We start from the raw sequence: 24905 nt of genomic DNA, 5'->3' as shown, positions 1-24905 counted from the left end.
CGGCACTTCTCGAGCAACGGCTCCGTCCCGAGGGACGGAGCCGTTGTCGTTCACCGGCCCGTGGCCGGAGAGGTGGCCGTGGCGGTACCCGTCTGGGCGGTGGCCGTCGGCGAGGGTACGACGGTCTCCGACGGGGAGGGCGAGGGCCCGGCCGTGGTCGGCGGCGGCGAAACGGACGTCGCGGGCGGGGAGTTCGGCGGCGTCGCGGCCGGACGGCGGGACGGGGTTCGTGCGGGGGTGCGGCCCGGGGTCGGGGCGACGCTCGGGCCGGGCGCCACGGACTGCTCCGGCGGTGCCGATACGGGCGGCTCCGGCGCAGGATCGTTTTGGCTGACGACCGGATCCGTCGAGGACGGCGTGACCGTCGGAGTCCGGGACACCGACGGCCCCTGGGCCGGCGGCGAGGTGTCCGAGGAACTCAGCGCCAGGCTCACGACCGTGCCCAGTACCACCACCGTCAGGGCGCCCGCACCGGCCAGCAGCACCGGCCGGCGACGGCCACGGGCCCGGGCCGGCGCGGCGGCGGGCCGCAGGGCCGGGGCCGGAGCGGGCTTCGGGGCCATCGGGAAGGCGTCCTCGAAGACCTCGGACAGCGTCGTGGGCGGCTCCGAGCGGGCGGTGACCGGGACGACCGGAGTCATCCGGGTCACCGCTTCGGCAGAGACCCGGGCCACGGGGGCCACCCGGGCCCCGGGAGCCCTCTTGGTCGCGGGTGCCACGGGGGCCACTTCGGTCGCGGGTGCCACGGGGGCCACTTCGGTCGTGGGTGCCTCGGAGGCCACAGGGGCCGCCTTGGGCGCAGCGGCCGCCGGAGCGGCCGGGGTGGCCACCGTCACGGCCTCCGGGGCCGCTGCCGGGGCCGCCGGTGCCTCCAGCCGGAGCGGCGGCGACACGGCCGCCCCCGCGGTCTCCCGGTCGACGACGAGGGCCAGCGCCCGCCGGCCCGCGACCGTCCCCCGCTTGTCCGCCAGCGCACCCCGCAGCCCGATCGAGGTCTCCAGTTCGGCCCGTGCCCGGTCCAGGCGCTCCTCGCACAGGGCCAGCACACCGAGCTCGTGGTGGAAGTAGGCCTGCTCGGCCACCTCTCCGGCCTTGCGTGCGGCCTCGGCCCCCGAGCGCAGCACCCGCTCCCAGGCCTCCCAGTGCAGGGAGGCCGCGAACGCCGGAGCCGCCGTGCGCGCCAGCAGCACCGCCGCGACCACGTCCGCACCGGCCAGCGCCGCGAGCACCGCGTCCGCCTCCGCCGCGACCCGCTCCGGGACCACCGAGGCGTGCCCGGTCCACCAGGCGTAGTGCCGGGCGGCCGTACGGGCCTCCTCCGACGCGGTGTCCCCGTACCCGACCTCCTCCAGCTGGCGGGCGACGCCGGCGGCCAGCCGGTACCGCGTCCCGACGGGGGTCAGCAGCCCGCAGGCGAGCAGCTCCGCCACGGCCGTGTCGGCGTGGGTGTCCCCGACCAGCGCGGGCAGGTGCGCGTGGTGCGGCAGCTCCCCGCCGAGCGCGCACGCGATGCGCAGGGCGGCGCGCGCCGACTCGCTGACCCGCGAGGCCAGCAGCTCGGCAGGGGCCGCGCCCTCGGCGAGGGTGGGCAGCGGTACCTGCACGGCGTCGCGCGGGCGACCCTCGAAGACGCCGGGCTCCTCCTCCTCGTCGTCCTCGTCGCTGTGGTTGAGCTCGTCCCGTTGCCGCAGCAGCGCGGCGGCCTGGACGAAGCGCAGCGGCAGCCCCTCGGAGGCGAAGCGCAGGTCGCCCGCCCAGGCGATCTCCTCGTCGGTCAGCGGTCGTCCGACACCGGTCTCCAGCAGTTCCAGGCAGTCGGCCTTGCCCAGTCCGCCGAGGAAGACCTCCTCGACGTGCGAGTGGTCCGAGGGGGCCCGGGTGTCGGGGGTAGCGGCCAGCAGGTAGGCGCATTCGGGGGTGGCGCGCAGCAGCTCGTCGAGGGCGGGCCCGCCCATCTCCAGGTCGTCCAGGAGGACGACGGCGCCTATCTCCCGTACGCGGGCCAGGAGCTCGATCCGCCCGGGCCGGGCCCGTTCGGCCTCGTACACGGTCGCGTACAGCGCGTGGAGCAGTTCCCCGGGCTGCTGGTGCCCGCACCCGGAGAGCCGTACGACGCCGTCGGGCGCGAGGTCCGCGCACCGGTCGGCGACCGCGTCGAGCAGCGCGCTGCGGCCGGATCCTGCGGGCCCGGTCAGCCGTACGGAGCGGCCCCGGCCCAGCAGGCGGACGAGCCGCTCCCGCTCCTCCTCGCGCGCCGGCAGGGGGCGGGCGGGGACGGCGGGGCCCGGCAGTACGGGCGGCCGCACGGCGGCGTTGCGGGCCGCGCGGGCGGCCGCGTCGCGACGGGCGGGGCGGCCCGGCTCGGTGCCGGGGCGCAGCGGTTCGATCTCGCTGCCGTCGACCGGGTTGACGGTGAGGGTGAAGTCGCCCGCGGTCAGGGTCACGACCCGGGCGGGGCCGGCGGCCGGAGCTCCCGGCGCGGGCGCCTTGGACACTGCGGGCGCGGGGCCGCCCGTGGGCGCCGTGGGCGCGGGGCCGCCCGTGGGCGCCGTGGGCGCGGAGCCGCCCGTGGGCGGCTCGTGCTGCTCGTTCTGCCCCTGTGTACGGTCCATGACCCAGTCCCCCGATCGCGGGCCGCGCGCCTCGCCGTCGTACCGCCCGGCCTTCGCGTACGCGCTGTCGCTCCTGGTCCGGTTTCCGCCCGAACCCTAGACCGTGGCCGGTCGTGCGGGAAACCGCAGGGGTGCGATCACCACCGGACCGTTACGTTTCCGCAGGAAATGCAAAGGTCAGCGGCCTGCCGGTCAGACGCGGGGCAGGGACTCGGCTTCCAGGCCGCCTTCGATCGCGAGGATCCGGTGCAGCCGGGTCGCCACGAGGAGCCGCTGCATCTGCGGCGGCACGCCGCGCAGGACCAGTCGCCGGCCGGTCCGGCCGGCCCGGCGGTGCGCGCCCATGATCACGCCGAGGCCGGTCGCGTCCCAGGAGTCGAGTCCGGTGAGGTCGAGCACGAGGTCGCCCTGGCCGTCGTCGAGGGCGGTGTGAAGGGCCGTACGGGCGTCCGCCGCGCTGCGCACGTCGAGGCGGCCCCCGACAGCGAGTTCGGCGTGGTCGCCCCTGATGTGCATGTGTACTCCCGGCGGTACTGCGTACGTTTGGTCCGACTGGTCCCTGGTCGGCAACTCTCACTGCAACTGACTGCCGCGCGAGCGAGGAAGTTGCCGACCGTGAGCGAACCGATACCTAATTCACCCTGGCGGGTGAAGGCATTCGAACGGTGGTGCTCGGTGGCGGGGCGAGGCCTCAGTGCTTGTAGAAGCCCTGGCCGCTCTTGCGGCCGATGTCCCCGGCGTCCACCATCCGCCGCATCAGCTCCGGCGGGGCGAACTTCTCGTCCTGGGACTCGGTGTAGATGTTGCTGGTGGCGTGCAGCAGGATGTCGACACCGGTGAGGTCGGCGGTGGCCAGCGGCCCCATCGCGTGCCCGAAGCCGAGCTTGCAGGCGATGTCGATGTCCTCGGCGGAGGCCACGCCCGACTCGTACAGCTTTGCGGCTTCGACGACCAGCGCGGAGATCAGACGGGTCGTCACGAAGCCGGCGACGTCGCGGTTGACCACGATGCAGGTCTTGCCGACGGACTCGGCGAACGCCCGAGTGGTGGCGAGGGTTTCGTCGCTCGTCTTGTAGCCGCGCACGAGCTCGCACAGCTGCATCATCGGGACGGGCGAGAAGAAGTGCGCGCCGACGACCCGCTCCGGACGCTCCGTCACGGCCGCGATCTTCGTGATCGGGATGGCGGAGGTGTTGGAGGCGAGGATCGTGTCCTCGCGGACGATCTTGTCCAGGGCGCGGAAGATCTCGTGCTTGATCTCGATCTTCTCGAATGCGGCCTCCACCACGATGTCGACGTCGGAGGCCGCGTCGAGGTCCGTGGTGGTGGTGATGCGGGCGAGCGCCGCCTCGGCGTCCTCGGCCGTCAGCTTGCCCTTGGAGACGAACTTGTCGTAGGAGGCCTTGATTCCGTCCGTGCCACGCGTCAGCGCGGCATCGGTGACATCGCGGAGTACGACGTCCCAACCCGCCTGAGCGGAGACCTGCGCGATGCCGGAACCCATGAGTCCGGCACCGATGACGGCGAGCTTCCCAGCCACTACACACCCCTCGTTTCCCTACGGCACAGTCACGTAGCCACTCCGGCGGAGACTAGCGCCCGGGCGGTGCGGTGTGACCGTGAAGTAACACGCGTCACGTCTCAGATGACGGACATCACACCGGTACGGCCCAGCAGCCCTGCCCGGCCCTCCAGTTCACGTGAGGTCGGTCCCGGCATACCGCTCGGCCACTGCGCCGCTCCCCCGCCCCGGGTCCGCCGGGCCCCACCGGCCCGTGGGCGGACAGCGGCGACCGCGCCCGGAATTTCCCCGGCGGGCCCGTCTACCCTGGCGGCATGGTGAACCTCACGCGCATCTACACCCGTACCGGCGACAAGGGCACGACCGCCCTGGGCGACATGAGCCGCACCGCCAAGACCGACCTGCGGATCTCCGCGTACGCCGACGCCAATGAGGCCAACGCCGCCATCGGGACGGCGATCGCGCTCGGCGGGCTGCCGGCGGACGTGGTCAAGGTCCTGGTCCGCGTGCAGAACGACCTGTTCGACGTCGGCGCCGACCTGTGCACCCCGGTCGTCGAGAACCCGGAGTACCCGCCGCTGCGCGTGGAGCAGTTCTACGTGGACAAGCTGGAGGCGGACTGCGACCACTTCCTGGAGCAGGTGGAGAAGCTGCGCAGCTTCATCCTCCCCGGCGGCACCCCGGGCGCGGCCCTGCTGCACCAGGCCTGCACGGTGGTCCGGCGCGCCGAGCGGTCGACGTGGGCGGCGCTGGAGGTGCACGGCGAGGTGATGAACCCGCTGACCGCCACCTACCTGAACCGCCTCTCCGACCTCCTGTTCATCCTGGCCCGGGTGGCCAACAAGGAGGTCGGGGACGTTCTGTGGGTGCCGGGCGGCGAGCGCTAGCGCTCCGTACGGGCCAGGGAGGACGGGTCCTCGGCGGCGTCCGCCGGGGCCTTCGCCGGGGCCTTCGAGGGCCAGACGGTGTACGCCACGGCGACCAGGGCGTGGATCCCGACCACGCGCAGGGCGCCGAACTGCCAGCCCTGGAGCGAGCTGACGTCGCCCGCGTCGCCGACGTACCAGATGGCCACCTGGAGCAGGGCCAGGGCGACGGCCGCGGCGATCACGGTACGGACCCACAGCTTCCACTCGTGCAGGGCCCGCGCCTTCCCGTACCCGGCGCCCGCCGGCTTCGGTCCCCCGGCCAGCCGGTACGCGGCGTGCCCGTCGAGCCACTTGATCGTGTAGTGGCCGTAGGCGACGGTGTAGCCGATGTAGAGCGCGGCCAGTCCGTGCTTCCAGTCCGGCTCGGCGCCGTTCTTCAGGTCGAGCGTGGTGACCACCAGCAGCACCAGCTCCATCAGGGGCTCGCACAGCAGGACCGCCGCCCCCAGCCTGGGCATCTTCGCGAGGTACCGCAGGGCCAGGCCGGCTGCCAGCAGTACCCAGAAGCCGACCTCGCAGGCGATGATCAGCGCGACGATCATGGGATTCTCCGTCCGCTCGGGTTCTCCGTTCCCTTCCAGGCTCCCGTCCGGCCGGGCCCGATACGTCGTCGCCATTGACCATGTCGGGCTGCATCGTTCGATGTAGCCGCGCCTCGGCCTCTCCGCCGAGGTGCGGGGCCCGCGCACCCTGTTGGATGGGAACGTGACCGAGAAGAGCCTGCGCCCCCACCGTGACGACGTCCTCCTCGCGGTGGTCAGCGTGCTCGCGGGCCTCGCCTTCTGGTCGCTCGGGGTCTACAGCAGCCCCGGCCGTGACCTCCTGCCGGCCTGGGCGGCCCTGGTCCCGCTCGTGGCCCTCGGCTCGATGGAGCTGCTGCGCCGGACCCTGCCGAATCTGACCCTGATCGTCGGCACCGTCGGGGTGATCGCCGACCAGTTCACGGTCGGCAGCCTCGCCACCGTCGTGATCTTCACCGATCTCATGTACGCCGCCGTCGTGTACGGAAAACCGGCCATGGCCCGGCGGCTCCCGATCAGCACCGGCCTGATCACCGTCGTGGTCACCATCGCCTCGCTGGCCTGGCTGCGCACCCCGCAGGCCCTGCTGATCGGCGCGGTCACCGGCATCGTGAGCTTCGCCCCGGCGCTGACCGGCGCCACCCTGCGCAACCACCGCGAGGCCGCCGAGGCGGCCCGGCTGCGCGCGGAGCAGACCGCACTGCTGGCCGAGATGGACCGCAGCCAGGCCGTGGCCGCCGAGCGCGCCCGGATGGCGCGGGAGCTCCACGACATGGTGGCCAACCACCTCTCCGCCATCGCCATCCACTCCACCGCCGCGCTCTCCATCGACACCGCTGCCACCAGCCGCGACGCGCTCGGGGTGATCCGCGAGAACAGCGTGCAGGGGCTGGCCGAAATGCGCCGCCTGATCGGGCTGCTGCGGGATGCCGGGGGCGACCGGGAACCGGTCGCCGTGCCCTCGCTGGACGGCCTCGACGCCCTGATCGGGCAGGCCCGGACCAACGGCTCGGCGAGCGGGCTGACCTTCGTGCTCCACGACGACCGGCCGTCCGGGGAGCCGACGGCGGCACCCGTGGAGCTGGCCGCGTACCGGATCGTCCAGGAGTCGCTGACCAATGCCCTCAAACACGCCGCCCCGGGCACGGTCACGGTCCGGGTGGCGCGCGCCGACGGACTGCTGACCGTGGCGGTGGACTCCCCCTACGGGGACCGGCCCGGCCCCCGCGCCCCCGGCTCCGGGGCGGGTCTGATCGGCATGCGGGAGCGGACGGAACTGCTGGGCGGGGAGTTCACGGCGGGCCGGTCCGGTGCGGTGTGGCAGGTACGGGCAACACTGCCCGCGGAGGAGAAGGCGGTGGAGGCATGACCATCCGGGTGGTGGTGGCGGAGGATCAGGGCGCGGTCCGGGCGGGGCTCGTGCTCATCCTGCGCAGCGCGGGCGACGTCGAGGTCGTGGGCGAGGCGGGCGACGGGGAGGATGCGGTGCGGCTGGCCCGGGAGCTGCGGCCGGATCTCGTCCTCATGGACGTGCAGATGCCCCGCCTCGACGGGGTGTCCGCGACGCGTCAGGTGGTGTCGGAGGGCCTGGCCGACGTCCTGGTGCTGACCACCTTCGACCTCGACGAGTACGTCTTCGGGGCGCTGCGGGCGGGAGCCGCGGGCTTCCTGCTGAAGAACGCGGACGCGGCGGAGCTGATCGCGGCGGTACGGACCGTCGCGCGCGGGGAGGGTCTGATCGCCCCGGCGGTGACCAGGCGGCTGATCGCCGAGTTCGCCGCGCCCCGTCCGGCGCGGCCGGCCCCGGCGCCGGAACGGGCCGCGGCGGTCGCCTCCCTCACCCCGCGGGAGCGGGAGGTGCTGAGCGCGCTGGGCGAGGGCCTGTCGAACGCGGAGATCGCCGTGCGCCTGGAGATGGCGGAGGCGACGGCCAAGACGCACGTCAGCAGGCTGCTGGGCAAGCTGGAGCTGCGCAGCAGACTCCAAGCCGCGGTGTTGGCGCAGGAGTTGGGGATATAGGCAGCGGCCGCGCACCGGTCTGGACCTCTTGACGGTTGGTCCAGACCTTTCTACGCTCGCCGCAACACTGTGGTGAGCGTGCCATGACAAAGCGTGCTCACGGGCGGCGCAGGTCCCACCCCCATGTCGCAGTCGGCCCCACGACTGCGACGGACCTACGGAGGATCACCCTTGAGCACAGCATCCCCACCCCGCACCAGGCGCACCCGGTTCTTCAGCCGAGTCGCGGCCGTCGTGGCCGCGCTCGCCCTGCCCGTCACCGGACTCGTCGCACTGGCCGGCCCGGCCCAGGCAGCCGCGTCCGCGACGGCGACGTACACCAAGGTCTCCGACTGGGGCTCCGGCTTCGAGGGCAAGTGGGTGGTGAAGAACACCGGTACCACCACCCTCAGCAGCTGGACCGTGGAGTGGGACTACCCGGCGGGCACCTCGGTCACCTCGGCCTGGGACGCCACCGTCACCGGCTCGGGCACCCACTGGACCGCCAAGAACCTCGGCTGGAACGGCACGCTCGCCCCCGGCGCGACCGCCAGCTTCGGCTTCAACGGCGCCGGCGGCGGCGCCCCGAGCGGCTGCAAGATCAACGGGGCCTCCTGCGACGGCGGCACCCAGCCCGGCGACAATCCCCCCACCGCTCCCGGCACCCCCACCGCGAGCAACGTCGCCGACACCGCACTGACCCTGACCTGGACCCCCGCCACCGACGACAAGGGCGTCAAGAACTACGACGTCTACCGGGGCTCCGCCAGGATCGCCACTGTCACCGGGACGAGCTACGCGGACTCCGGCCTGACCAAGGGCACGACGTACACCTACAGCGTCACCGCCCGCGACACCATCGACCAGACGGGCCCGTCCTCCGGCTCCGCCACGGTCACCACGACCGGCGGGGTCGTCCCCCCGGACCCGGGCGGCAAGGTCAAGCTCGGCTACTTCACCAACTGGGGCGTCTACGGCCGCAACTACCACGTGAAGAACCTGGTCACCTCGGGCACCGCGGGCAAGATCACCCACATCAACTACGCCTTCGGCAACGTCCAGAACGGCCAGTGCACCATCGGTGACGCCTACGCCGACTACGACAAGGCCTACACCGCCGACCAGAGCGTCGACGGCGTCGCCGACACCTGGGACCAGCCGCTGCGCGGCAACTTCAACCAGCTGCGCAAGCTGAAGAAGGCGTACCCGAACATCAAGGTCCTCTGGTCCTTCGGCGGCTGGACCTGGTCCGGCGGATTCCCGCAGGCCGCGGCCAACCCGACCGCCTTCGCCCAGTCCTGCTACAACCTGGTCGAGGACCCGCGCTGGGCCGACGTCTTCGACGGCATCGACCTGGACTGGGAGTACCCGAACGCCTGCGGCCTGTCCTGCGACACCAGCGGAGCGGCCGCCTTCAAGAACCTGATGCAGGCGACCCGGGCCAAGTTCGGCGCGAACAACCTGGTCACCGCCGCCATCACCGCCGACGCCTCCAGCGGCGGCAAGATCGACGCGGCCGACTACGGCGGCGCCGCGCAGTACGTCGACTTCTACAACGTCATGACATACGACTTCTTCGGCGCCTGGGCGGCGCAGGGCCCGACGGCCCCGCACTCACCGCTCACCTCGTACGCCGGCATCCCGCAGGCCGGCTTCAACTCGGCCGACGCGATCGCCAAGCTCAAGGCCAAGGGCGTCGCCGGCGCCAAGCTCAACCTCGGCATCGGCTTCTACGGCCGCGGCTGGACCGGAGTCACCCAGGCGGCCCCCGGCGGTACCGCCACCGGCCCCGCGCCGGGCACGTACGAGCAGGGCATCGAGGACTACAAGGTGCTCAGGACCAGCTGCCCGGCCACCGGCACCGTCGCCGGCACGGCCTACGCGAAGTGCGGCAGCAACTGGTGGAGCTACGACACCCCCGCCACCATCGCCGGGAAGATGACCTGGGCCAAGCAGCAGGGCCTCAGGGGAGCCTTCTACTGGGAGTTCAGCGGCGACACCACGAACGGTGAGCTCGCGAACGCGGTCCACACCGGGCTCCAGTAACAAGACGGAAGCCGGGGAGACGGGTCCGCCCCCGTCTCCCCGGCTTCTTCATGTCCGGCAAGGATCTTCAGGCCACATTCACCCGTTGCCCGGGAGGCGCAGCCTCCAGCCAGGCCAGGAAGCCCGTCAGCGCATCCTCGCTCATCGCCAGCTCCAGGCGCGTCCCCCGGTGGAGACAGCCGAGCACGACGGCGTCGGAGAGCAGGGCCAGCTCCTCCTCGCCCTCCGGAGCGCGGCGGGCGACGACCTCGATGGAGGACCGCTCCAGCAGCCGGCGCGGACGCGGGGAGTACGAGAACACCCGGAACCACTCGATCCGGTCACCGCTGTAGCGCGCGACCCCGTACACCCAGCCCTTGCCGGAGATGTCGGGCTCCTCCGACACCCCCCAGCGCATGCTGCAGTCGAAGGTGCCGCCGGACCGCTGGATGAGTCTGCGGCGCAGCCCGAACACGAACAGCCCGATCACCACCAGGGTTACGACCAGGCCGCTCACAAGCAGAGCGAGGAGCATCTTCACCGACCTCCTCGCTCATCGAATACGCATGAGAAAAAACGGACCTGCATCGCCTCAGCCGCGACCCGGTCTGGAAAATTCCAGCACGGACCGCGGCTGAGGTCTGCTGCGTCCCGGCGGTCGCCCCCCGGGACTCAAGCGATCAAACTCCGACGGGCATTCAGCCCGTTACGGCGCGCAGCCGGACATCAGCGCGACGCTCGGCGACGGCGTCCGCCTCCGCCTTCGCGCGCTCCAGTGCCCGCTCCGCACGCTGGACATCAATCTCGTCCGCGAGCTCGGCGATCTCGGTCAGCAGGGACAGCTTGTTGTCCGCGAACGAGATGAAACCGCCGTGCACCGCGGCGACGACAGTGTTGCCCTCGCTGGTGCGGATGGTCACCGGGCCCGATTCCAGCACACCGAGAAGCGGCTGGTGACCGGGCATGACGCCGATGTCGCCGGACGTGGTGCGGGCGACAACAAGGGTGGCCTCGCCGGACCAGACATTGCGGTCCGCCGCGACCAGCTCGACGTGCAGCTCAGCAGCCAAGGTGGCTCCTCGGGTCACCACCCGGCGGGTCGGCCGGGTGTTGGGTCAAATTCTAATGGGCGTGGGGAGAGGGACGGACCTACCCGCCCCTCTCCGTCTGCAGACACTGTCAGCGTTCGACGGCGGCCTGCGAACCGGATGCGCCCCTCGCGGGGCGCGCCGGATCAGGAGACGCCCAGCTCCTTGGCGTTGGCCTTCAGGTCCTCGATGCCACCGCACAGGAAGAACGCCTGCTCGGGGAAGTGGTCGTAGTCGCCGTCGCAGATCGCGTTGAAGGCGACGATCGACTCGTCGAGCGGAACGTCCGAACCGTCCACGCCGGTGAACTGCTTGGCGACGTGGGTGTTCTGCGACAGGAAGCGCTCGACACGACGGGCACGGTGGACAACGAGCTTGTCCTCCTCGCCCAGCTCGTCGATACCGAGGATCGCGATGATGTCCTGGAGGTCCTTGTACTTCTGCAGGATCCCCTTGACGCGCATCGCCGTGGCGTAGTGGTCCGCCGCGATGTACCGCGGGTCGAGGATGCGGGACGTCGAGTCCAGCGGGTCCACGGCCGGGTAGATGCCCTTCTCGGAGATCGGACGGGAAAGAACCGTCGTCGCGTCGAGGTGGGCGAAGGTGGTGGCCGGCGCCGGGTCGGTCAGGTCGTCCGCGGGGACGTAGATCGCCTGCATCGAGGTGATCGAGTGACCGCGGGTCGAGGTGATGCGCTCCTGCAGCAGACCCATCTCGTCAGCCAGGTTCGGCTGGTAACCCACGGCGGACGGCATGCGGCCCAGAAGGGTCGACACCTCCGAACCGGCCTGGGTGTAACGGAAGATGTTGTCGATGAAGAAGAGCACGTCCTGCTTCTGCACATCGCGGAAGTACTCCGCCATGGTCAGACCGGCAAGCGCGACGCGAAGACGGGTGCCCGGGGGCTCGTCCATCTGACCGAAGACAAGCGCCGTCTTGTCGATGACGCCGGACTCGGCCATTTCCTCGATGAGGTCGTTGCCCTCACGGGTACGCTCACCGACGCCCGCGAAGACCGACACACCGTCGTGGTTGTTGGCGACGCGGTAGATCATTTCCTGGATCAGAACGGTCTTGCCGACACCGGCACCACCGAACAGACCGATCTTTCCACCCTTGACGTACGGGGTGAGAAGGTCGATGACCTTGACGCCGGTCTCGAACATCTCGGTCTTCGACTCGAGCTCGTCGAAGCGAGGGGCCTTGCGGTGGATCGGCCAGCGCTCGGTGACGTTGGCGTTCTCCTCCGGGTAGTTCAGCACCTCACCGAGGGTGTTGAACACCTTGCCCTTGGTGAAGTCACCGACGGGGACGGTGATGCCCTCGCCCGTGTCGGTCACCGGGGCCTGGCGGACCAGACCGTCGGTCGGCTGCATCGAGATGGTACGGACGAGGCCGTCACCCAGGTGCTGCGCGACCTCAAGGGTCAGGGTCTTCAGCGCGCCGTCCTCGGCCGGGTCGGCGACCTGGACCTTGAGGGCGTTGTAGATCTCGGGCATGGCGTCGACGGGGAACTCCACGTCGACGACCGGGCCGATGACCCGGGCGACGCGGCCCGTGGCGGCGGCCGTCTCAACAGTGGTCGTCATTACTTGTCACTCCCCGCGGTCGCGTCAGCCATGGCGCTCGCGCCACCGACGATCTCGCTGATTTCCTGGGTGATTTCGGCCTGGCGGGCCGCGTTGGCAAGCCGGGAGAGGCTCTTGATGAGGTCTCCGGCGTTGTCGGTCGCCGACTTCATCGCGCGGCGGCGGGCGGCGTGCTCGGAAGCGGCCGACTGCAGCAGTGCGTTGTAGATACGGCTCTCGACGTAGCGCGGCAGAAGGGCGTCGAGGACGTCCTCCGCCGACGGCTCGAAGTCGAACAGCGGAAGGATCTCGCCCTTCGCGCCGGTCTCCTCCTCTGCCTTGTCGAGGCTGAGCGGCAGCATCCGGCCGTCGACCGCGTTCTGCGTCATCATCGACACGAATTCCGTGTAGACGACGTGCAGCTCGTCGACGCCGCCCTCGGCCGTGTCCAGCTGGATGGCCTCGATCAGCGGTCCGGCGACGCGCTTGGCGTCGTCGTAGGCCGGGCTGTCGGTGAAGCCGGTCCACGAATCCGCGACCTTGCGCTCGCGGAACCCGAAGTAGGCGACACCCTTGCGGCCGACGATGTACGTGTCGACCTCCTTGCCCTCAGCGCGCAGCCGCTCGGTGAGCCGCTCCGCCTGCTTGATGGCGTTCGAGGAGTAGCCGCCGGCCAGACCGCGGTCGCTCGTGATGAGCAGGATCGCGGCACGGGTCGGCTGCTCGGCCTCGGTCGTCAGGGCGTGCTTGGTGTTCGAACCGGTCGCCACCGCGGTCACCGCACGGGTGAGCTCGGTCGCGTACGGCATCGAAGCCGCCACCTTGCGCTGCGCCTTGACGATGCGCGAGGCGGCGATCATCTCCATCGCCTTGGTGATCTTCTTGGTCGCCGTGATGGCACGGATGCGACGCTTGTAGACCCGGAGCTGCGCTCCCATGAGTCAGGTCCCTTCCGTCGTCACTTGGAGACGTTGACGGCCGGTGCGTCCTCGCCCAGGAGCTTGCCGTCCGAGGTCTCGAACTGGCGCTTGAAGCCGGTGATGGCGTCGGCGATGGAGGACAGGGTGTCGTCCGACATCTTGCCGCCGTCGGCGATGGAGGTGAGGAGGTCCTTGCGCTCGCGGCGCAGGTGCTCCAGCAGCTCCGACTCGAAGCGACGGATGTCGTTGACCGGGACATCGTCCATCTTGCCGGTGGTGCCGGCCCAGACGGAGACGACCTGCTCCTCGACGGGCATCGGCTGGTACTGGCCCTGCTTCAGCAGCTCGACCAGGCGCTTGCCGCGCTCCAGCGAAGCCTTCGAAGCGGCGTCCAGGTCGGAACCGAAGGCGGCGAACGCCTCCAGCTCACGGTACTGGGCGAGGTCCAGGCGCAGACGGCCGGAAACCTGCTTCATGGCCTTGTGCTGGGCGGAGCCACCGACGCGGGAGACCGAGATACCGACGTTCAGCGCCGGGCGCTGGCCCGCGTTGAACAGGTCGGACTCCAGGAAGCACTGGCCGTCGGTGATGGAGATGACGTTGGTCGGGATGAACGCCGACACGTCGTTCGCCTTGGTCTCGACGATCGGCAGACCGGTCATCGAACCGGCACCCATGTCGTCGGAGAGCTTGGCGCAGCGCTCCAGCAGACGGGAGTGCAGGTAGAAGACGTCACCCGGGTAGGCCTCACGGCCCGGCGGGCGGCGCAGCAGCAGCGACACGGCGCGGTAGGCGTCGGCCTGCTTCGACAGGTCGTCGAAGATGATCAGGACGTGCTTGCCGGCGTACATCCAGTGCTGGCCGATGGCGGAACCGGTGTACGGCGCCAGGTACTTGAAGCCGGCCGGGTCGGAGGCCGGGGCGGCGACGATCGTCGTGTACTCGAGCGCGCCGGCGTCTTCCAGGGCGCCGCGAACGGACGCGATGGTCGAGCCCTTCTGGCCGATGGCGACGTAGATGCAGCGAACCTGCTTGTTCACGTCGCCCGAGCGCCAGTTGTCGCGCTGGTTGATGATCGTGTCGACGGCCAGCGCGGTCTTGCCGGTCTGGCGGTCACCGATGATCAGCTGACGCTGGCCACGGCCGACGGGCACCATGGCGTCGATGGCCTTGTAGCCGGTCTGCATCGGCTCGTGGACCGACTTGCGGATCATGACGCCGGGCGCCTGCAGCTCGAGGGCGCGGCGGCCTTCGGTCGCGATCTCGCCGAGACCGTCGATCGGGTTGCCGAGCGGGTCGACGACGCGGCCGAGGTAGCCCTCGCCGACGCCGACGGAGAGCACCTCACCGGTGCGCTGCACCGGCTGACCCTCCTCGATACCGCTGAACTCGCCGAGGACGACCGCACCGATCTCGCGCTCCTCGAGGTTGAGGGCGAGACCGAGGGTGCCGTCCTCGAACTTCAGCAGCTCGTTCGCCATGGCGGAGGGCAGGCCCTCCACCTTTGCGATGCCGTCGCCGGCAACGCTTACCGTTCCGACCTCCTCGCGCGAGGCCGCGTCCGGCTGGTACGACTGGACAAAGTTATCCAGTGCGTCCCGGATCTCCTCCGGCCGGATCGTGAGCTCCGCCATCTGGGTTCCCTGCTCTCCTTGTTGGGCCTGAAGCTTCTTAGGGGTCTGGGGGCGACCCCCAGGAATCTTCTGCAAGTTCTGCACGGCCCAACCGGGCCGCTAGGAATGCTTTTGTTCTATTGGTGGCTGGTCAGCCGGCCATGCGGCGCGACGCCTCTGCGAGGCGGTCCGCGATGGTGCCGTCGATGACCTCGTCGCCGACTCGCACCGAGATCCCGCCGAGGACCTCGGGGTCCACGTCGAGGTTCAGGTGCATCTGGCGGCCGTACAGCTTGGCCAGCACCGCACCGAGACGCGCCTTCTGCACGTCGCTGAGCGGAACCGCGCTGGTCACGGTGGCGACCATGCGGTCACGGCGCTCGGCGGCGAGCTTGGAAAGGGACTCGAGTCCCGACTCCAGGCTACGTCCACGCGGCTGCGTGACAAGACGGACCACCAGGCGCTCGGTGACGGCGTTCGCCTTGCCTCCGAGCAGGCTGCGCAGCAGCCCGCTCTTGGCGGAGGCAGTCGCCGCGCGGTCGGTCAGCGCCGAACGCAGCTCGGTGCTCGACGAGACGATCCTGCCGAAGCGGAAGATCTCGTCCTCGACGTTGTCGAGCGCACCCGCCTGCTGGGCCGCCGTGAGGTCGGCGGTGGCCGCCAGCTCCTCCAGCGAGTCCACCAGGTCGCGGGACTGCGACCAACGGGACCGGACCATGCCGGACACCAGGTCGAGGGTCTCCCCGCCGACCTGTCCGCCGAGCAGCCGAGCAGCCAGCTCGGCCTTGGCCTCGCCGGACTGCGCCGGGTCCGTGACGACCCGACGCAGCGAGACCTCACGGTCGAGCAGCGCGGTGACGGCAGCCAGCTCACCGGCGAGCTTCGTCGCGTCGACGGACGTGTTGTCCGTCAGCGCGTCGAGACGCTCACGCGCGGAGGCCAGCGCCTCGCGGCTCGCTCCGTTCATCGGGCCGCCTCGGCCTTCTCCTCAAGCTCGCTGAGGAAGCGGTCGATGGTGCGGCTCTGCCGGGCGTGGTCCTCGAGGGACTCGCCGACGAGCTTGCCGGCCAGGTCGGTGGCGAGCTTGCCCACGTCCTGACGCAGCGCCTGGGACGCGGCCTTGCGGTCGGCCGCGATCTGGGCGTGACCGGCAGCGATGATCTCCTCACGCTGCCGCTGGCCCTCTGCGCGCAGTTCTTCCTTGAGCGCAGTGCCCTGCTCCAGCGCTTCCTGGCGCAGGCGCGCGGCCTCGTGCCGAGCCTCGGCGAGCTGGGCCCTGTACTGCTCCAGGACGCTCTGAGCCTCGGTCCGGGCCTCCTCGGCCGCCTCCATACCGCCTTCGATGGCCTCGCGACGCTCTTCCAGGACCTTGTTGATGGCCGGGAGGAACTTCCACGCGAAGAAGCCGAAGACGATGGCGAAGGCCATCAGACCGATGACGAGCTCGGGGATCGGCGGGATGAGGGGATTCTGAATCTCCTCAGCCGCCAGAGGTACCAGGGCGATCACATCAGTGCCTTCCGTCGGAAATGGTTCTCAGGCGATCAAGAAGGGACCGGGTAAACGAAGCCCATGACGAGACCGATCAGGGCGAGCGCCTCACAGAGGACGAAGCCGAGGATCTGGTTCTGGCGGATGAGGCCGGCGGCCTCGGGCTGGCGGGCCAGCGCCTGGGTACCGTTACCGAAGATGATGCCGACGCCGACGCCGGGGCCGATCGCGGCGAGGCCGTAGCCGATCGCTCCGAGGTTGCCCTGGATGTTGACCGCTGCGAGGGTCTCGAGAGCAGACATGCCGTTTCTTCCTTCTGTATTCACGGGCCGGTGGGGGTTGGCCACCGGATGTATAGGGGGCCGAACCGTCAGTGGTGCTCGGCGAGAGCACCCTGGATGTAGCTGCACGAGAGCAGGACGAAGACGTACGCCTGCAGTGCCTGGATGAACAACTCGAAGATCGTCATCACGATGACCATCACGAACGACACGCTGGCGTAGGCGATCCCGATGCCGTTCAGCAGGTACCAGCTCGCGATGGTGAAGATCAGCAGCAGCACGTGACCCGCGAACATGTTCGCGAAGAGACGGACCGCGTGGGTGAACGGTCGGATGAGCATGTTCGAGAGGAACTCGAAGAGCATGACCACCGGGAACACCGGGCCGAGCGACTTGTCGTACGCCGTGATGTTCTTGAACCCACCGACGAACCCGTGACGCTTGAAGGTGATGCTCACCCACAGGACGTACACGATCGCGGCAAGGCCGGCCGGGAAAGCGATTATCGCCGTCACCGGGAACTGGGCCAGCGGGATGATCGACCAGATGTTCATCATCCAGATGAAGAAGAACAGAGAGACCATGAGCGGGACGTATTTCTCGCCCTCACGCTTTCCGATCGTCTCGTAGACCACTCCGCGGCGGACGAAGTCGTAGCCCGCCTCACCGATCATCTGCAGCTTGCCCGGGATCAACTTCGGCTTACTGAATGCCGCCCAGAAGAACCCAATGACGATCACCGAGCTCAGCAAAGCCAGCAGTATCGGCTTGTTGAACTCGATACCGCCGACCGTGAACATCGGCTTGAACAGGAAGGAGTGCAGGCCGGGAGTCGGGAAGCCGCACCCTTCGAAGATGTGACAATCGGTCTCGAAGGCGAGCGTCGTGGCGTCACTCACCGCGAGCTCCTTCAACTTGACGCATGGGTACGGCAACCTCATTGTGTCGGCGCGGCCTGCGACCGCGGAACGGCACTGGACTGGACTGGCGGATACTTAAGTGCGGCGATTGGGCACCAAGCTCTGACAACGCTCATCTGACGTCCGTCTGCCGCCCGCGCAAACCTGCCGCAGCTGTGGCGAGACGATAGCAAACGAGCGGTAGCACCTTTACACCCGGCCTACACGTTACGAGGGCGTCCGGGTCCCTTCCGGCTCCACATAAAGGATTTTCGACTTCATGTGCGCCCGGACCTGCGCCGCCATCCAGACCAGAGTGGCCGCGAGCAGCGTGAAGGCCGTGCACTTGGTGTCGAAGACCGCGACGCGCTTGATCACACTCAGAATGATCATCAGAGCGAGGATCTGCGTCGTGTAGAGCAGGAGCCCCATCATCTGGAAGAGATGAGGCAGGGAGCGAGCGGTCCGCTGGAGGGCGACGAGCCCCCCTCCCATGAAAACGAGGACGAGTGCCACGCCGATGGCGGCACCCAGCGCGCCCTTGCTGCCCGCGAGGGCAGCACTGACCGCGATCCCGGCGCCGCCGACGACGACGGTGGGGATGACGCAGTGCAGGAGAGTTCGGGCGTCGTTGGACTGCATGGGGGCAGCTCCTCCGGCGAGGTGTTGGGTGGGTTTGGTCACCGCCAGTAGACGGTTGTGACCCGGGAGTGGTCTAGCACATATGGGGAAGACGGTCGCACTGCGGTCTTCACGCTTCCATCCCGGGCGCTTGCGAACGGTATCACAAAGTATTTGATGCAGACTTTACTCAATTACTATGCCGCTCGTCACACGGATGGGTCAACGCCCGCTCACCTGAGCGGCGACCCGTGGGCCCGTGGACACGGCAAAGACCTGTCCGGAACCAGTATCTACGGTCCCGGACAGGTCCAGTGCATCAGGTGGCTCAGCTCGCCGTGCGTACCTGGTGGAGGTCGCGCAGCGGGTTCAGACGGTCCTCGCCGATGGAGGCGCGCAGCACCGGGTCGGTGACGCCCTGCCCGGGAGCGGTCGCCTGGCAGAGCACGCCCACCTTCCCGATGTGCCGGTTGGTCTGCACGGAGCGGGCGGCCTCGCCGATCTCGGCCAGCGGATGGACCGTGGACAGGGTGGGCACGATGCGGCCCGTGGCGAAGAGCCGGTTGGCCTCCCACTGCTCCTGCAGGTTCGCCGCGTGGCTGCCGATGACCCGCTTCAGCTTCATCCACAGGTACCGGTTGTCATAGGTGTGCTGGTAACCGCTGCTGGAGCCGCAGGTGACCACGGTCCCACCACGGCGCACGACGAACATCGAGACCCCGAAGGTCGCGCGGCCCACGTGTTCGAAGACGACGTGCGGGTCCTCACCGACCCCCTTGCGGATGATGCGGCCGAGACGCTTGCCGACCTCGATCACCTTTGCGGGGTCATCGGCGATGCTGTCGTCGAGGCCGATCTCCGACCGGTCCACGACCAGCTCGCAGCCGAGCCTGCGCGCCGCCTCCGCCTTCTCGGGCGAGCTGACGACACCCACGGGGATGCCACCGCCGTTCCGGACGAACTGGGTGGCGTACGCGCCCAGCCCGCCGGCGGCGCCCCAGATCAGTACGACGTCACCCTGCTTGATGCGGGCGCCCCGGTCACCGACGAGCATGCGGTAGGCCGTGCTCGCGCACAGCGGGTTGCACGCTGCCTCCTCCCAGCTGAGGTGGGCCGCCTTGGGGATGAGCTGGCTCGCCCGGACCACCGCGTAGTGGGCCAGGCCGCCGAAGTTCGTCTCGAACCCCCAGATGCGCTGCTCGGCACCCATCATTCCGTCACCGTGCGTGGCGGGCTCCTGGTCGTCGACCTGGACGCAACTCGTCACGACGTGGTCGCCGACCTGCCAGCGGCGCACGCCGGACCCCTTGCGCACGATCACGCCGGCGCCGTCCGAACCCAGCACGTGGTAGGGGAGGTCGTGCCGCTCGGCCCAGCCTCCCTGGGCGGCGAACTGCTTCAGGAAGCGGAAGGTGGGGATCGGCTCGAACATGGCCGACCACACGGTGTTGTAGTTGACCGCGCTCGCCATGACCGCGACCAGCACCTCGTCCGGGGCCAGCTCCGGCATGGGCACCTGCCCCACGTGGAGCGACTTCCGGACGTCCTTGTCGCCGACCCCCTCGAACATCCCGGCGTCCTCGGCCCGGATGTATGCGGCGGTGTACTCCTCCGGCAGCGCGGCGCGCTCCAACTCCTCCGGCGGGGCACCGGCAAGGAGGGCTTCGGACAGCGTGGGCATGTTCAACCTTTCCGAGGTGGTGCGGGACCGGGGCCGGTCCCGGTACCGCCGGTTCCACGGGAGAGGCCGGCGGAGTCCTGCATCGCTGCCGCCGTCCAGGGGGCGGCCGGGGGTGCTCAGGCCCGGTAGGCGTGGATCTCGTCCGCCGGGATCCACTCCGTCTCCTCGTTCTCGTCGAACTTGACGAATCCGCGCTTGACGTAGTGATCGGCGTCGACGATCTCGTACTGCTCCTTGAGCTGGAACGTCTTTCCGAAACCGACGCACGTGCCGGTGAAGGAGAAGAAGCCGTCCTTCCAGCCCTCGGAGGTCAGAAGGGTGCGGTTCGCCCAGTCGTCGTAGTAGTAGCCGGAGAAGGCGGACTCGGACTCGACCCACTGGACGATGAAGCGTCCGTTGACGTCGTGCTCGTCCACGCGCTGCGTCATCTCGTACGCGTGGCCGCCGAAGGTGGACTCGGTGTTCCAGGTGGCGACGCCGGTGGTGGCCGGGTCGGACGTGTAATTGGTCCACTCGATTCGGAAGTCACCCAGGAGGAAATCCAGGTCGTGGATTTTCTCGGGGCCCGCAGGCTTGGAGAATTCCTGCTCCACCGGGGTTTCGGTTGCCGACTCAGAGATTGTCATGGCGGCGATGCGCTCCAGTCCTGTCGAAATGAAATCGCCGCATGCTAAACAGCGCTTCACCCCTAACGACAACCCCTAGCCCGTGCACGCACGCCCCTGCGCGAGAAGGCCGCGGGACGGCTTTCTGGGGTGGCTGAGGGGACGCGGCTAGGGGCGGAGCATCCGTAGCTTCCCCTCGAAGGGCGAGGTTTGCCAATCTCTCAGGCAGGTTCACAGGTGACGAACGAAGCGCAGCTGGTTGATTACCTCAAGAAGATGGCGGCCGATCTCCGGCAGGCCCATCGACGTATCAAGAAGCTTGAGGCCGGCGACGCCGAGCCCATAGCAATTGTCGGAATGGCCTGCAGGCTGCCCGGCGACGTCGGCTCGCCCGACGAGCTGTGGGAGCTCGTCCGCCGTGGCGGGGACGCCATCGGTCCCATGCCGCAGGACCGCGGCTGGGACCTCGACGGGCTCTACCACCCCGATCCCGACCACTCGGGCACCGCGTACGCGACCGAGGGCGGTTTCCTTTCCGGGGCGGCGTCGTTCGACTCCGAGTTCTTCGGGATCGCGCCGCGCGAGGCCCTGGCGATGGACCCGCAGCAGCGGCTGCTGCTGGAGACCGCGTGGGAGGCCCTGGAGAACGCCGGGGTGGACCCGAGGTCCCTGGCCGGTTCGCGCACCGGTGTCTTCACCGGCCTGATGTACCACGACTACGCCTCGGGCCCGGGCATGCTGCCCGACGAGGTCGAGGGGTACCTGAGCACGGGCATGGCCGCCAGCGTGGCGTCGGGCCGGATCTCGTACTTCCTCGGCCTCGAGGGACCGGCCGTCACCCTGGACACCGCGTGCTCGTCTTCCCTGGTGGCGCTGCACCTCGCCGTGCAGGCCCTGCGTGACGGCGAGTGCGACATGGCGCTCGCGGGCGGGGCCACGGTCATGTCCACGCCCGCCACCTTCGTGGAGAACTCCCGGCAGCGCGGCCTGTCCCGCACCGGCCGGTGCAAGTCGTTCGCTGCCGCCGCCGACGGCGTCGGCTGGGGCGAGGGCTCCGCCCTGATCGTGGTCGAGCGGCTCTCCGACGCCCGGCGCAAGGGGCACGACGTGCTCGCGATCGTCCGGGGCAGCGCGGTCAACCAGGACGGCGCGTCCAACGGACTCACCTCGCCCAACGGCCCCTCGCAACAGCGCGTGATCCAGCAGGCGCTGGCCTCGGCCCGCCTCGGCACCGCCGACGTCGACGTCGTGGAGGCGCACGGGACGGGCACGACGCTCGGTGACCCCATCGAGGCACAGGCCCTGCTGGCCACCTACGGCCAGGACCGCCCCGCGGACCAGCCCCTGTGGCTGGGGTCCGTCAAATCCAACCTCGGGCACACCCAGGCCGCCGCCGGCGCCGCCGGCATCATCAAGATGGTCATGGCGATGCGGCACGAGGAGCTGCCCCGTACCCTGCACGTGGACGGCCCGACTCCCGAAGTGGACTGGTCGGCCGGCGCGGTGGAGCTACTGACCGAGAACCGCCCGTGGCCGCGGGCCGACCGGCCCCGCCGGGCCGGGATCTCCTCGTTCGGGATCAGCGGCACGAACGTGCACGTCATCGTGGAGGAACCGGCGGCCGCGGACCTCGCCGCCGACGCCCCCGAGGAGACGGACGCGCCGGACGGGAACCGCCCGCCGGCTCCCGCCGCCCTGCCGGTGGTGCCGGTGCTGCTGTCCGCGGCCACCGCCGCGGCGCTGCCCGCCCAGGCCGCCCGGCTGCACGAGCACCTGCTCGGCCGCCCCGACCTGGCACTCGGCGATCTGGCGTGTGCGCTGGCGACGAAGCGCACCGCCTTCGAGCACCGCGCCGTCCTGCTCGCCGAGGACCGCGAGGAACTGCTGCGCGAGCTGGCCGGACTGATGGGCGCAGCCCCGTCGGCCGGTTCCGTCGGCGGACTCGCGAGCGAGGTGCGCGGCGCGTTCCTCTTCACCGGTCAGGGCGCTCAGCGTCCCGGCATGGGACGGGAGCTCTACGAGACGTTCCCGGTCTACGCCCGCGCGCTGGAGGCGGTGTGCGCCGAGCTGGACCCGCGCCTGGACCGTCCCCTGCTGACGGTGCTGCTGGCCGGTGCGGACACCGAGGACGCCCGGCTGCTCGACCAGACGCTCTACACCCAGGCGGCCACCTTCGCGCTCGGGGTGGCGCTCTTCCGGCTGCTGGAGGAGTGGGGCGTACGGCCCCGGCTGCTCTCCGGGCACTCCGTGGGCGAGCTGACCGCCGCGCACGTGTCGGGCATGCTGTCGCTGACGGACGCCTGTGCGCTGGTGGCGGCACGCGGCCGGCTGATGCAGGAGCTGCCCGCGGGCGGCGCGATGGTCTCCGTCGCGGCGACCGAGGACGAGGTGCTGCCGCTGCTCGCCGGGCACGAGGCGTCGGCGGGTGTCGCCGCCGTCAACGGACCCGGCTCGGTCGTGGTGTCCGGCGCCGAGGACGTGGTCACCGCGATCGCGGCGCACTTCACCGAGCTCGGCCGGCGGACGCGGCGCCTTCCGGTGAGCCACGCCTTCCATTCGCCTCTCATGGAGCCGGTCGTCGAGGAGCTGCGCCGGGTGGCGCAGGGCCTGGCCTTCCAGCCCGCGGACATCCCCGTCGTCTCCAGCGTGACCGGCACCGTCCTCGCGCCGCAGGACTGGGCCGACCCCGGCTACTGGGCCCGGCAGGTGCGCGAACCCGTCCGTTTCCACGATGTCGTACGCACCCTGGCCGAGGACGGCGTGACCGTCTTCCTCGAGCTCGGGGCCGACGGCGCGCTCACGTCCATGGTGAACGAGACCCTGGCCGCCCTGGGCGGCGAGGACTTTGTCGTCGCACCCGCCCTGCGCCGGGAACGGCCCGAGGTCAGGACGCTCACCACCCTGCTGGCCCGGGCGCACGCGGCCGGGCTGCCCGTGGACTGGGCGGCGTTCTTCGCCGGACAGGACGCCCGCGAGGTCGACCTGCCGACGTACGCGTTCCAGCACGCGCACTACTGGGTGCAGACCCTGCCCGGCTCCGGGGACGTGACCGCTGCGGGCCTGGCCCCGGCCGATCACCCGCTGCTCGGTGCCGCGCTGGTGCCGGCGACCGGGGGCGGCTGGCTGTTCACCGGCCGGCTGTCCACGGACACCCACCCCTGGCTGGCGGGTCATGCCCTCGGGGACACGGTGGTGCTTCCGGGTACCGCCGTCGCCGAGCTGGCGCTGTGGGCGGGCGCCCGCATCGGGCTGGAGTCCGTCGCGGACCTCACCCTGGAGCTTCCCCTCGCCCTCCCGTCCGGCGGCGGCGTACGGGTCCAGGTCGCCCTGGGGGCCCCGGACGCGTCCGGGGACCGCGAGTTCACCGTGCACGCGCAGGTGGAGGGATCGGCGGAGGACGTCTGGACCCGGCACGCCGGCGGCCGTCTCACCGCGGCCGGTACCGAACCCGCGGACGATCTGGCGGCATGGCCGCCCGCCGGGGCCGAGGAGCTGTCGGTCGACGGTTTCTACGCGGACTTCGCCGCGGCCGGGTTCCACTACGGGCCGGCCTTCCAGGGGCTGCGCACGGTGTGGCGGCAGGGCGACCGGGTCTACGCCGAGGTACGGCTGCCCGACGAGGTCGCCGGGGACGCCGACTCCTTCAGCCTGCACCCCGCGCTCGCCGACGCCGCGCTGCACGCGGCCGCTTTCGTACCGGGCGAGTTCGGCCGGGAGCAGCGGGGCCGGCTGCCCTTCGAGTGGCGCGGGGTCTCGCTGCACGCGGCCGGGGCGTCGTTCCTGCGCGTACGACTGACACCGAACGGTCCCGACTCGCTCGCACTGCTCTTCGCCGACGCGGACGGCCGGCCCGTGGCCACGGTGGATTCCCTGGTCGTGCGGCCCGCCGGGCGGGTCGCCGAGCCGGGCGGACCCTCGGACGCGATGTTCGTGCCCTCGTGGGCGCCCGCGGCCGCGGCCGAACCGGCCGGCCTGTGGGCCGTGCTCGGCTCGGGTGCGCTCGCCGGGCTGCCCGGCGCCGAGGCACATTCCGATCTGGCGGCGCTCGGTGCCGCCACGGACGCGGGCGCCCCGGTGCCCGACTTCGTCGTCGTCGCGACGCCCGCCCCTGCGGACGGCAAGGACGGGGCGGACGCGGCGCACGACAGCGCCCAGCGGGCCCTGGACCTGCTGCGGTCCTGGCTGGCCGACGAGCGCTTCGTGTCCTCGCGGCTGGTGGCGGTCACCCGTCACGCGAACGCCGTGAGCCCCGGGGAGGAACCCGACCCGGCGCAGGCCGCCGTCTGGGGTCTGCTGAGTTCCGCGGTCACGGAGCACCCGGGCCGGATCGTCCTGGTCGACCTCGACGACGCACCGCAATCGCTGGAGGCCCTGCGGCGGGCGGTGGCGTCGGACGAGCCGCGGACCGTTCTGCGGAACGGCGCGGCCCACGTGCCGCGACTGGCCCGGGCCGGTGCCGCGGACGGAGCGGCGCAGGGGATCGACCCGGAGGGGACGGCGCTGATCACCGGCGGCACCGGCACCCTCGGCG

Annotated in this window: 21 protein-coding genes; 5 read left to right on the top strand and 16 right to left on the bottom strand. The window is 70.6% G+C overall.

The genetic code is table 11. The features are described from left to right. Window positions 1-50 precede the first annotated feature (50 nt). The 3 genes from IE257_RS29440 to IE257_RS29430 all read right to left on the bottom strand — a co-directional run bounded on the left by IE257_RS29440 (window position 51) and on the right by IE257_RS29430 (window position 4152). A complete protein-coding gene (locus tag IE257_RS29440) occupies window positions 51-2612 on the bottom strand; it encodes an ATP-binding protein (RefSeq protein ID WP_189972918.1) in 2562 nt (853 codons plus the stop codon). A gap of 192 nt (window positions 2613-2804) precedes the next feature. Next, window positions 2805-3128: an STAS domain-containing protein gene (locus tag IE257_RS29435; protein ID WP_030386930.1), complete on the bottom strand. Its 324-nt coding sequence runs from the start codon at window positions 3126-3128 to the stop codon at window positions 2805-2807. Window positions 3129-3303: 175 nt separating this feature from the next. Further along, the gene (locus IE257_RS29430; protein WP_030386931.1) at window positions 3304-4152 is read right to left on the bottom strand and encodes a 3-hydroxyacyl-CoA dehydrogenase family protein; all 849 of its coding nucleotides are present in this window, start codon (window positions 4150-4152) and stop codon (window positions 3304-3306) included. A 296-nt stretch (window positions 4153-4448) separates the two neighbouring features. Between IE257_RS29430 and IE257_RS29425 the strand changes: the two genes are divergently transcribed. Further along, the gene (locus IE257_RS29425; RefSeq protein WP_052873719.1) at window positions 4449-5021 is read left to right on the top strand and encodes a cob(I)yrinic acid a,c-diamide adenosyltransferase; all 573 of its coding nucleotides are present in this window, start codon (window positions 4449-4451) and stop codon (window positions 5019-5021) included. On the opposite strand, the gene IE257_RS29420 is transcribed toward IE257_RS29425, so the two are convergent. Then, window positions 5018-5605, bottom strand: coding sequence for a hypothetical protein (locus IE257_RS29420; protein ID WP_189972917.1), 588 nt, complete (start codon window positions 5603-5605; stop codon window positions 5018-5020). The two genes, IE257_RS29425 and IE257_RS29420, sit on opposite strands and share 4 nt — an antisense overlap. Before the next feature lie 163 nt (window positions 5606-5768). On the opposite strand from IE257_RS29420, the gene IE257_RS29415 reads away from it, so the two are divergent. The 3 genes from IE257_RS29415 (at window position 5769) to IE257_RS29405 (ending at window position 9628) form a co-directional block, all read left to right on the top strand. Then, window positions 5769-6953, top strand: a complete 1185-nt coding sequence (locus IE257_RS29415) for a sensor histidine kinase (RefSeq protein ID WP_229920731.1) — start codon at window positions 5769-5771, stop codon at window positions 6951-6953. Beyond that, window positions 6950-7603, top strand: a complete 654-nt coding sequence (locus IE257_RS29410) for a response regulator (RefSeq protein WP_189972915.1) — start codon at window positions 6950-6952, stop codon at window positions 7601-7603. Before IE257_RS29415 ends, IE257_RS29410 begins: the two co-directional genes overlap by 4 nt. A gap of 123 nt (window positions 7604-7726) precedes the next feature. Further along, window positions 7727-9628 (top strand): glycoside hydrolase family 18 chitinase, encoded by a 1902-nt coding sequence (locus tag IE257_RS29405; RefSeq protein ID WP_189972914.1) that lies wholly within the window; start codon window positions 7727-7729, stop codon window positions 9626-9628. Between the two features lie 67 nt (window positions 9629-9695). On the opposite strand, the gene IE257_RS29400 is transcribed toward IE257_RS29405, so the two are convergent. From IE257_RS29400 to IE257_RS29345, 12 genes are all read right to left on the bottom strand, one after another. Continuing rightward, a complete protein-coding gene (locus tag IE257_RS29400; protein ID WP_189972913.1) occupies window positions 9696-10142 on the bottom strand; it encodes a DUF2550 domain-containing protein in 447 nt (148 codons plus the stop codon). Between the two features lie 163 nt (window positions 10143-10305). Beyond that, window positions 10306-10677 carry a F0F1 ATP synthase subunit epsilon gene (locus IE257_RS29395; RefSeq protein ID WP_189972912.1) on the bottom strand — a complete coding sequence of 124 codons (372 nt, stop codon included), beginning with the start codon at window positions 10675-10677 and terminating at the stop codon, window positions 10306-10308. 164 nt (window positions 10678-10841) lie between these two features. Beyond that, on the bottom strand, window positions 10842-12284 hold the full coding sequence (gene atpD / locus IE257_RS29390; protein WP_189972911.1) for a F0F1 ATP synthase subunit beta: 1443 nt from the start codon (window positions 12282-12284) through the stop codon (window positions 10842-10844). Next, complete coding sequence (locus IE257_RS29385) at window positions 12284-13201, bottom strand: F0F1 ATP synthase subunit gamma (RefSeq protein ID WP_189972910.1); 918 nt, start codon at window positions 13199-13201, stop codon at window positions 12284-12286. Before IE257_RS29385 ends, atpD begins: the two co-directional genes overlap by 1 nt. Before the next feature lie 20 nt (window positions 13202-13221). Continuing rightward, window positions 13222-14817 carry a F0F1 ATP synthase subunit alpha gene (atpA, locus tag IE257_RS29380; protein WP_189972909.1) on the bottom strand — a complete coding sequence of 532 codons (1596 nt, stop codon included), beginning with the start codon at window positions 14815-14817 and terminating at the stop codon, window positions 13222-13224. Window positions 14818-14947: 130 nt separating this feature from the next. Further along, the gene (locus tag IE257_RS29375) at window positions 14948-15763 is read right to left on the bottom strand and encodes a F0F1 ATP synthase subunit delta (protein ID WP_189972908.1); all 816 of its coding nucleotides are present in this window, start codon (window positions 15761-15763) and stop codon (window positions 14948-14950) included. After that, window positions 15760-16305: a F0F1 ATP synthase subunit B gene (locus tag IE257_RS29370; protein WP_189972907.1), complete on the bottom strand. Its 546-nt coding sequence runs from the start codon at window positions 16303-16305 to the stop codon at window positions 15760-15762. Before IE257_RS29370 ends, IE257_RS29375 begins: the two co-directional genes overlap by 4 nt. A 35-nt stretch (window positions 16306-16340) precedes the next feature. Further along, window positions 16341-16589 carry an ATP synthase subunit C-like protein gene (locus IE257_RS29365; RefSeq protein ID WP_189972906.1) on the bottom strand — a complete coding sequence of 83 codons (249 nt, stop codon included), beginning with the start codon at window positions 16587-16589 and terminating at the stop codon, window positions 16341-16343. A 68-nt stretch (window positions 16590-16657) separates the two neighbouring features. Beyond that, window positions 16658-17509 carry a F0F1 ATP synthase subunit A gene (gene atpB, locus IE257_RS29360; RefSeq protein WP_189972905.1) on the bottom strand — a complete coding sequence of 284 codons (852 nt, stop codon included), beginning with the start codon at window positions 17507-17509 and terminating at the stop codon, window positions 16658-16660. A gap of 186 nt (window positions 17510-17695) precedes the next feature. Next, complete coding sequence (locus IE257_RS29355) at window positions 17696-18109, bottom strand: Cg1360 family ATP-synthase-associated protein (RefSeq protein WP_189972904.1); 414 nt, start codon at window positions 18107-18109, stop codon at window positions 17696-17698. Between the two features lie 307 nt (window positions 18110-18416). Then, a complete protein-coding gene (ccrA, locus tag IE257_RS29350; RefSeq protein WP_189972903.1) occupies window positions 18417-19769 on the bottom strand; it encodes a crotonyl-CoA carboxylase/reductase in 1353 nt (450 codons plus the stop codon). A 116-nt stretch (window positions 19770-19885) separates the two neighbouring features. Then, complete coding sequence (locus tag IE257_RS29345) at window positions 19886-20395, bottom strand: NlmOI (protein ID WP_189972902.1); 510 nt, start codon at window positions 20393-20395, stop codon at window positions 19886-19888. A 216-nt stretch (window positions 20396-20611) separates the two neighbouring features. Between IE257_RS29345 and IE257_RS29340 the strand changes: the two genes are divergently transcribed. Further along, the coding region (locus IE257_RS29340; protein ID WP_189972901.1) for a type I polyketide synthase at window positions 20612-24905 on the top strand (4294 nt) is incomplete at its 3' end.

This window comes from Streptomyces avidinii (assembly GCF_014650695.1).
In the GTDB taxonomy this organism is placed as follows: domain Bacteria; phylum Actinomycetota; class Actinomycetes; order Streptomycetales; family Streptomycetaceae; genus Streptomyces; species Streptomyces avidinii.
Note: the sequence above shows the minus strand (reverse complement) of the source record. Positions and strands in the feature narration are given on the sequence as shown.

Excerpts from the sequence above, each read along its gene's own strand:
- IE257_RS29440 (WP_189972918.1), bottom strand. The coding sequence starts at position 2,612 with ATGGACCGTACACAGGGGCAGAACGAGCAGCACGAGCCGCCCACGGGC.
- IE257_RS29435 (WP_030386930.1), bottom strand. The coding sequence starts at position 3,128 with ATGCACATCAGGGGCGACCACGCCGAACTCGCTGTCGGGGGCCGCCTC.
- IE257_RS29425 (WP_052873719.1), top strand. The coding sequence starts at position 4,449 with ATGGTGAACCTCACGCGCATCTACACCCGTACCGGCGACAAGGGCACG.
- IE257_RS29420 (WP_189972917.1), bottom strand. The coding sequence starts at position 5,605 with ATGATCGTCGCGCTGATCATCGCCTGCGAGGTCGGCTTCTGGGTACTG.
- IE257_RS29410 (WP_189972915.1), top strand. The coding sequence starts at position 6,950 with ATGACCATCCGGGTGGTGGTGGCGGAGGATCAGGGCGCGGTCCGGGCG.
- IE257_RS29405 (WP_189972914.1), top strand. The coding sequence starts at position 7,727 with ATGTCGCAGTCGGCCCCACGACTGCGACGGACCTACGGAGGATCACCC.
- IE257_RS29400 (WP_189972913.1), bottom strand. The coding sequence starts at position 10,142 with ATGCTCCTCGCTCTGCTTGTGAGCGGCCTGGTCGTAACCCTGGTGGTG.
- atpD (WP_189972911.1), bottom strand. The coding sequence starts at position 12,284 with ATGACGACCACTGTTGAGACGGCCGCCGCCACGGGCCGCGTCGCCCGG.
- IE257_RS29385 (WP_189972910.1), bottom strand. The coding sequence starts at position 13,201 with ATGGGAGCGCAGCTCCGGGTCTACAAGCGTCGCATCCGTGCCATCACG.
- atpA (WP_189972909.1), bottom strand. The coding sequence starts at position 14,817 with ATGGCGGAGCTCACGATCCGGCCGGAGGAGATCCGGGACGCACTGGAT.
- IE257_RS29375 (WP_189972908.1), bottom strand. The coding sequence starts at position 15,763 with ATGAACGGAGCGAGCCGCGAGGCGCTGGCCTCCGCGCGTGAGCGTCTC.
- IE257_RS29365 (WP_189972906.1), bottom strand. The coding sequence starts at position 16,589 with ATGTCTGCTCTCGAGACCCTCGCAGCGGTCAACATCCAGGGCAACCTC.
- atpB (WP_189972905.1), bottom strand. The coding sequence starts at position 17,509 with ATGAGGTTGCCGTACCCATGCGTCAAGTTGAAGGAGCTCGCGGTGAGT.
- IE257_RS29355 (WP_189972904.1), bottom strand. The coding sequence starts at position 18,109 with ATGCAGTCCAACGACGCCCGAACTCTCCTGCACTGCGTCATCCCCACC.
- ccrA (WP_189972903.1), bottom strand. The coding sequence starts at position 19,769 with ATGCCCACGCTGTCCGAAGCCCTCCTTGCCGGTGCCCCGCCGGAGGAG.
- IE257_RS29345 (WP_189972902.1), bottom strand. The coding sequence starts at position 20,395 with ATGACAATCTCTGAGTCGGCAACCGAAACCCCGGTGGAGCAGGAATTC.